Source organism: Pseudomonas sp. FSL R10-0399 (assembly GCF_009600165.1).
Classification (GTDB): Bacteria; Pseudomonadota; Gammaproteobacteria; order Pseudomonadales; family Pseudomonadaceae; genus Aquipseudomonas; species Aquipseudomonas helleri.
Window position 1 is genome coordinate 34,166 of record NZ_WIWK01000047.1, and the last position, 7,855, is coordinate 42,020.

Here is a 7,855-nt window from a genome sequence, read left to right on the forward strand (position 1 = left end):
TAAGGATGGCTTTAGCATCGAGCCTGTTGATAACCCGCAGGGCCCATCACGGCCTGCCAGATGCTCAGTTCAGGATGCTCTGTATGACGTTTCAGAAGAACACCGAACTCGACCAGGCCAACTTGCGCATCATTGTGACCCTCTGCGCCATTGGCTATATCAGCGTGCTGGGCTTTCTGCCTGGGCACCAGGTAGAGCGTTATCTCCCCGTCATCCTTTATTACGTGCTGTTCTTGCTGGCGTCCATTGGCTTTCGTTACGCCATTTCTCATTGGCCCGGGCATTACCCTGTGCGCCGGATTTTGGGGATGGTTCACGACTACACCGGGACCTCGTTCGGGTTGATCGTCGGCGCTGAAGCGGCGCTGCCTCTCTACGCGGTGATGGTCTGGATCAACCTGGGTAACGGCATGCGCTATGGCTCGCGCTACCTGGCCATCGCCACCGCGCTGGCGCTGCTGGCGTTAATGATCGTCTACTGGCTGACACCGTGGTGGCGGACGCAACCGTTTATGGTGCTGATGCTGATGATCACCAGCACGGTGATTCCGGTGTATGCGCACCTCTTGCTGGAGCGCACGCGCAAAGCCTCTGAAGAGGCCGTGGCTGCCAACCTGGAAAAATCGCGCTTTCTGGCCCAGGCCAGCCATGACCTGCGCCAGCCCATCCATTCCATCGGCCTTTTTACCGCGTGCTTGCGCGAAGCCCGCCTAGGGGATGACGAGCAACGCCTGGTGGACAGCATCGACCGCTCGCTCCTCAACGTCTCGCAACTCTTTCGCTCGATACTCGACCTCTACACCCTGGACAACGGCCGCGTACTGCCCACCTGTCAGCCCCTGCACTTGGGGGAGTTTTTGGCCGACGTGATGCGACAAAATGCCGAAGCTGCGCGTTGGGCCGGTGTTGAATTGCGCCTGCGGCCTTGCCCGCATTGGGCCCAGATCGACCCTGTGCTGCTCACAACCATGGTGCAAAACATACTGTCCAATTGCTTCAAATACGGTGCCCAGCGCCCGGTACTGATCGGCGTGCGCAAACGCGGCCAAGGGCTTGCGATCGAGGTTCATGACCAAGGGCGGGGCATCCATAAAGAGCACCTGCTAAAAGTGTTTGAAGAGTTTTATCGCGTGCGCCATCAGCGCGACAAAGACGTTGAAGGCGTGGGCCTGGGCCTTTCCATCGTCAAGCGCCTGGGCCACTTGATGAACCTTGAAGTTGCTATCCGCTCGCGCATCGGCCACGGCACGTCAGTCTGCTTGAATGGTTTAGCGCCGACAGTGCCGCCGCCAACCCTTGCCCCTCAAGAAGGCGAGCACAAAGCCTGGCTGCTCACAGGCTTGAAAGTCTGCCTGATCGAAGATGATCACAACGTATTAATGGCCACCCGCGCACTGCTGGAGCGCTGGGGCTGCACAGTGCAGGCCGAATTGACCGGGCAAAACCTGAGCAGCGACTGCGACGTCATCATCGCCGACTATGACCTGGGCAAGCACGCAACCGGCATCGAGTGCATCAACACCCTGCGCCAACAACGCGGCTGGGCGGTGCCCGCGTTGATACTCAGCGGGCACGACACCGATAAAATCCAGGCACAGCTACGAGAAAACGATATCGCCATCCTTTCCAAACCCGTGCGCCCGACAGAATTACGCACAACATTGCGAGAACTCGCGCGCACACAAACGGGTTAACCAGCCGTCAGAGCAAGTGCGAGCTTATTGCTTAATGCACTGCGCGCCCGCCCCCATCCCCATGGACGCGAGAGCCACCATCGGGCCGCTAGGCAACTCACACGTATATTCCCCGTCAGCGGTTTTAACGCTGAAGTAAGTGGTATTGAAATCGTTGCGGATGTTCGAAATATCCGTAACCGGCTTACCAATACTGGTTTGAGCGCGACTCTTAAGATCACCTTCCGCAGGCTTGACCACCTGGCACCCGGACATGGCGATAGCCAAGGTGCTGAATAGTGTAAAAACCGTCATTGAGTGAAAAAGCTTCATGGCAACCTCTGGGGAGTGCTGATTGTTTTTTGATGGGGTTTTGGATTGGCGGGGCTTTATGAGGCGCACCGAACATCGAAGGGGCAGGCCCTGTTTTAGCTACTGGCTAACCGTTCAAGGTTTAAAGGCCGCGCCCGCCGTGGGTGTTTTTTTGGGTTTGAGTTGGAGTAGAGGTTGGGAGTATTGGGGGTGGTTGGGGGGAGGGCAATTAGGGCGGATGGGCTAGTGGCTGTTGGCTATGAGGAGGGTTTTTGGGATTTTGTTTTTTCAGTGAAATGTATATGCCGTGAGGATTGGGCAGGCTAGAGCTCAATTTCTTCAGATAGTGGCTTTCAGCCCTGCAACGTGTTGAAACCTTTTTGTGCTTTGGCGACGATAGGAGTTTTCCTACAACGCTCGACGACAAAGGGTAGGGCTCGTGGCGATAAAAGCGGTTTCAAAGGAACGAATTAACAAAGCCTTGCTGGACTTTGACAGTAAATATCGAAATAAGCGCGAGTGGCAGGGGTGGGAAAATAATCAGACCCACCGTTACGCTGTTCAAGTTGATGGTGCGCTGTATCCCGCGAAGAAAATCGTCTCTCTGGCTACCGGCATTGCCGTAGGTGAGTTTTCCGGTGGGCACCCGACTAACAGTTACCTAGCGAAGCGAGGCTTCACCACTGTGGCGCTGCCGCGAGGTAAGGGCGAGCAAGTCCTGCAGTTCACGTCGGGAGCTGTGTACGATCGAAAAACTGAAATCAACGGGCCGTTTGGTGGAAGTCGTCAGAGTGGTATTGCAGCATCCGCTGCATACCCCGCGATTTTCTTGTTTACAGGCGATACCGGCGAGCAATACGGATATTCAGACCATTGGGAGGGGGGCGCTTACTTTTACACAGGTGAAGGGCAACGGGGGCCAATGACCTTGACCCGCGGCAACCGGTCTATTGCTAAGCATGCCGAGGATGGCCGTGCGCTGTACTTGTTTAAGTCTCTCGGTAAAGGGAATGGCTACGCCTACGTAGGCGAGTTTTCATGCGCCGACATGTTTACCCGCACCCAGCCGGATGTGGGCGGAAAAGATCGTGCGGCTCTTGTTTTTCGATTAGTGCCTGTGGGTATTTCTAGTGGAATCATTGAGGCCGAAGTAGACGATGAAGTTGACCTTCCCGACTCCCTGGCTGCTGCTCGGTTGGCGGCGCTGGCTGCATGTAAGCCCGGTAGCGATGAGATAGGCGAATCTGCACCGCGAAAAATCTATCAGAGAAGCCGAAAGGTCACCCACTATGTACTTATGCGCGCAAAGGGAGTGTGCGAAAGCTGTGAGAAACCGGCGCCATTTTTGAAAAAAGACGGCACGCCCTATCTAGAGCCGCATCATGTAAACCGACTCTCGGATGGAGGATTAGATCATCCACGTTATGTGGGGGCTGTGTGCCCGAGTTGCCATCGGGAAATTCATTCTGGAGTGCTCGGAGCATTGGTGAATGCGCGGCTGAAGCAGCGGTTGGAAGCAATGGAAGGCTGATTGAGCCGTTTGCTCAATCGCTGCACTGTCTTAAGACTGCCTTAGGCCTCGATTTGGGGAGCAGTTTGATGAACATCGGTGGGATGATTTTCGAGAGCGGCGTATTGTTTGGTGTAGGAAATACATGAAGCGTGATCTCTGGGTACGTATAGAAGCTCATGCAGATGAGATTTTAGATTGCCGGCTCGAGGTGGTTGACGTTTCATAGCATCGAGGGGTTGCTCCTGGCTAGGAACTAGATGCCGTCACCATCACTGAGGATGAAATCCTGAGTTTGACTAAGTTGCCTTGAACTGGTGGTCGGAGGAGGGGGGGGGTAGAGCAGGCAGGAGAGAGCACCAAATCCCACCCACAAAAAAGACGGCCTAGGGCGTTTTTTTCGGATTTGGTGGGCAGGGGTAATCTGATTCCGCATCCTATCCAATTGATTATTATCGTTAAATTTCGTGTTCTATTTTGATTGGAATACCAATTGGAATACCACACGAGATAGCCATGCCCTGGCTCGTAGCTTGTAATTGATTGACACCCCTGCCTCTCATCTGTGATACGGGGTGATCTTCTTGCAACAACTGGGACATAGGTTACGTGAAGGTGCTGACAGGCAGAAGCCGGCCAGAAGCCGAAATTCGTAGCGCTCGATTGTCGGCTACTCGACGACATTCGACAAAACCAGAACGCTATTGTTGTAGCCTCTCGAATTAAATGCGAAAAAACGAAATAAATTCGACAGACCTTTTTGTCTAACTTGTGAGGAAAAGGAGGCGCATCGGTAGAAAAGGGAACCTAGTGCCGTCTACCACATCAAAGTGTTCTGCCAATGTAGCCTCAAAGGCTTGGCAAAGAGATTGAGAGCCACCGCAACAATTGGATCAAACGATGGCACTTTGATACGATTACGTATCAATTTTGGTGGCACAGCTTTACCTTTTCTCATAGCGCCCCAAGAAACCAATCAAATCAGCCCCACGGAAGGGGGGATACAGCATGACGCACCACATTCCTACAGAGCTGAACGTGACCATTCTCGCCTCCCCCCGCTTCGATACCTACCGTGAGGCATTTACGTTGCAGCCCCCTGATCTGAGTCGGAAGCGATACGACGACGAGTTAACCAATCTAACGCACCTTCCGTGCTTCTCGGATCTTCTGGAAGCATCGACGCCACTACCTGAGGCGTCCTATGCAACTGACGTAGAGCAGCTGCCGGAGGAGCAGAAGTACTTGTGGGTGATCGGTGGGGACTACGTGAAAATCGCGCAAGAATACGGCGATGCGGGTAAAAATACCCAAAGAGAGCGTCTCTCCCACTCTAACTTTACAGGAGGGAAAGACGCTTTCGCAGGTGGAGAACTTTGGTTTAGTGACAGTAATTACATTTGTATTAATGGTGGTTCAAGCCGATATACTCCCCGGAGCGAGCAAGAACTTGAAACGATTGTCGATTCATTCCGTGAAAGCGGATACGTAGTCCAGTCAGCTGGCTGGGACAACGGGACTAATGCTCCAGCGCGCTTTCGTAGGATATGACCATGACTAGCACCTATAAAGTAGACGACTTTACATTAGACTTCCTGTTCGGCTTCGAGACCAAAGGCGCCGATGTAGTTGAAAGAGCACGACGTTCGAATACTACATTCGTTCGCAGTCAAGACCACCTTGCGTTTTTTAAAGAAGGCGCGACTGGTCGTAAACTTTCAGCATATGAAGCACTTGAAAATTTCGGCATTGAAAAGCTGGCTGAACTTGCAGACTACAGTAGTGCAATTTTACCCATGAACAAGTTTGAGCCGTCGAGAACTTTCAAGAATCAAATAAGCGCCCTTGGTTTGAAGCATGAGACAGTTGCCAAACGTGCAAAAATCTCTAAAGTCGACGTACTTAATAGCGAAAACCCTTCAAGTATACTACCAATACAAACGCTTGAAAAGTTAGCTATCGCATTAGGCTTGGACGAAAGATTCATATCCACCCGAAATGCAACTGATGTCACGGACAATATTGCAGCACGCCTGAAAGCTTTAAAAAACAACATAAAACTTGGCGCTGAAACTGTTCAATCCTTTGCTGAGGCCTCTTGGGTTATTCGGACTCAATTAAGGCTGCGTAAGGCATTAGGGGCTCACTCAGATGTCACAAAAATTTTCCTAAAAGATTCCGACTACAATTTTCCGACTTGGAAAAAAGGGTACTACCTGGCAGAAAAAGCGAGGCGGATTTTTAACATCCCAGCAAATGATGCAATACCATCGTTACGCGCACTTTGTGAGTCTGCTGGAATCCCTTTGTTGCAAGCTTCACTTTCAAAAAGTATAGCGGGCGCTACAGTTGATGTTGATGGACATCGGGGTATTGTAGTCAACACCGAAGGCAATAATGCTAACGTTTGGATTAGAAGATCTACAATTGCGCACGAGTTGGGGCATCTACTTTGGGAGCCAGAGGATCGACTCACTGAAGTTCGCGTCGACGATTATAAAGAAATCGACGGCCACCGAAATTACTTTGAGATCGAGGAAAAACGCACAGCACAATTTGATCCAGTAGAAGCTAGGGCGAATGCTTTTGCAATTGCTTTTCTTGCACCACCTAATGCCGTCCAGGAAACATTCGAAGCCTATAACGACGAAAGTGAGGGGCTACGCGCAGTAATGGTTAAGTTTGGTATTAGCTATACCTCAGCCAAGTATCACTTAAACAATATCAAAGGCATTACAATTTCCGATCAGCCCCATAGCTTTGACAAAACACCTACAGATGATTGGGAAGGTCGCGAAGCTTATACTGATGTGTTTTACGTTATTGATGACTTACCTGCTCTCAGGCGCGGTGAGTTTTCTGCATGGGTCGCACGTGCAGAGCGCGAGAAACTAATATCCGTCGATACCGCATGCACCTATTTAACTACTGACGTACATACCTATCTCAACAAACGAGACACTATTATCGAGCTATTTACTAATCAGGAATAGGTCCTGATATTAAAACCCGCTAAGGCGGGTTTGTTATTTGGCTTTATTGTTGCAGCGAGAAAGGCCCTTCTGTATGCATCTCGAGTTAAAATCTAAACTTTTAAGTTGATGTCCCCAAAAAACCTGCAGTGCAACTTTGGTTTTTATAATGAAGATTCCTGTGGCGAGTAACAGTGATAGCTTCAGTGTCGGGAGACATAGAAAAATTACTAGGCGACAGCACTATAATGAATCTTATAGAGTACCTAACAGCAGTATATTAGCCATCGACTTGTTCCCCATGTAGGAATGCCTGGACGCATGAAAGAAAAAGATGCAGTATAAATTTCTGCTCCTGAGCCGGATTAAGCGATCTAGGGAGCCGCTCAAGCCTGGCCACATGGTAGGCAACGCTGGTAGAGATGTACCGCTTTGTGTCCTAACATCGAAAGGCGAACCGCATGGATGGAATTGCAAAGCTGGTCCTACTCGTACACATTGATGACGCGCTGGGTCGCCAACTCAACGAAATCAGTAGCATAGGTAGCCTCGACGGCACCCCCTATGAAGAAGGCAGGGCAATGGTATCTGTACTGGCCAATGTTGTGTCGGCACACTCCACTAGCCAGTGCTATCACCCCATGTAACTCTCAAAATCACTTTCTTCGAGTTTCACAATATTTAGCGAGCTTACCTTGTCGGCGTCCAAGTCAATTAATATATCACATATGACCGCAAACAAGCCGCACTTGTCGGCACACTCCTCTAGTTTGGGCTTGGATAAATAGCTAGAGGATGAGTGGGCGCCGACATTGGAAAGTCTGACGGCGCTTTCAAAAGCAGCCAGATCTAGTAGGTTGTTAAATGTAGTAAACGTGATGCCAGAAATGTTTGATACTTCGCCTAAAAGATTTTGATTCTTTTTTAGAAGAATTAGGACATGCATGACGCCAAGCATCAACGACGACTGTAGCTCTTTCTTCAATCCGGCGCTTAAATTGTTTTTATTAATGTTGCTAAACCAATTTTTTCTAGTCTTGGATATTTTTATCCATGAAACATCGAATATGCATCTAATAGAGCAGGCTATAAGGGGTAGGTATTCATCTTTATTTCGAGATTGGTATGCTTTATCTATCGCGTAAATTAGATTTGAAACAATTCCCTGCTTAAGGCGATAACCAGCCTCTGACTCAATCGTAAAAATAGATCGTTGTGGTGAGCCAGTTACATTGGAGATTTTCTTACTAAATTGTAATTTTATCTCAGTAGAGACCAAGCTCGTGTGAGGGTCTTGATATCGAAAGCCTAGGCGGCGGCAAAAACTGAGTGCAACACCTGACCTTTCCGGTACGGTGCTGCCCCTATGTCTTATTCCGAACTCAGCG

General features: G+C 50.2%; 6 protein-coding genes. 4 read left to right on the plus strand and 2 right to left on the minus strand.

Going from position 1 to position 7,855, the window contains the following annotated elements:
• Positions 1–83: 83 nt before the first annotated feature.
• Entirely contained in the window at positions 84–1,694 is a 1,611-nt protein-coding gene (locus GHO41_RS15055; protein ID WP_153434020.1) for a hybrid sensor histidine kinase/response regulator, read from the plus strand.
• A gap of 24 nt (positions 1,695–1,718) precedes the next feature.
• On the opposite strand, the gene GHO41_RS15060 is transcribed toward GHO41_RS15055, so the two are convergent.
• Positions 1,719–2,006, minus strand: a complete 288-nt coding sequence (locus GHO41_RS15060) for a hypothetical protein (protein WP_153434021.1) — start codon at positions 2,004–2,006, stop codon at positions 1,719–1,721.
• 418 nt (positions 2,007–2,424) lie between these two features.
• Between GHO41_RS15060 and GHO41_RS15065 the strand changes: the two genes are divergently transcribed.
• From GHO41_RS15065 to GHO41_RS15075, 3 genes are all read left to right on the plus strand, one after another.
• Positions 2,425–3,516 carry an HNH endonuclease gene (locus GHO41_RS15065; RefSeq protein WP_371928938.1) on the plus strand — a complete coding sequence of 364 codons (1,092 nt, stop codon included), beginning with the start codon at positions 2,425–2,427 and terminating at the stop codon, positions 3,514–3,516.
• A 987-nt stretch (positions 3,517–4,503) separates the two neighbouring features.
• Complete coding sequence (locus GHO41_RS15070; RefSeq protein ID WP_153434022.1) at positions 4,504–5,046, plus strand: hypothetical protein; 543 nt, start codon at positions 4,504–4,506, stop codon at positions 5,044–5,046.
• Positions 5,047–5,048: 2 nt separating this feature from the next.
• Complete coding sequence (locus GHO41_RS15075) at positions 5,049–6,488, plus strand: ImmA/IrrE family metallo-endopeptidase (RefSeq protein WP_178126520.1); 1,440 nt, start codon at positions 5,049–5,051, stop codon at positions 6,486–6,488.
• A 613-nt stretch (positions 6,489–7,101) separates the two neighbouring features.
• On the opposite strand, the gene GHO41_RS29835 is transcribed toward GHO41_RS15075, so the two are convergent.
• A partial coding sequence (locus GHO41_RS29835; protein ID WP_218580262.1) for a hypothetical protein occupies positions 7,102–7,855 on the minus strand: 754 nt, incomplete at its 5' end.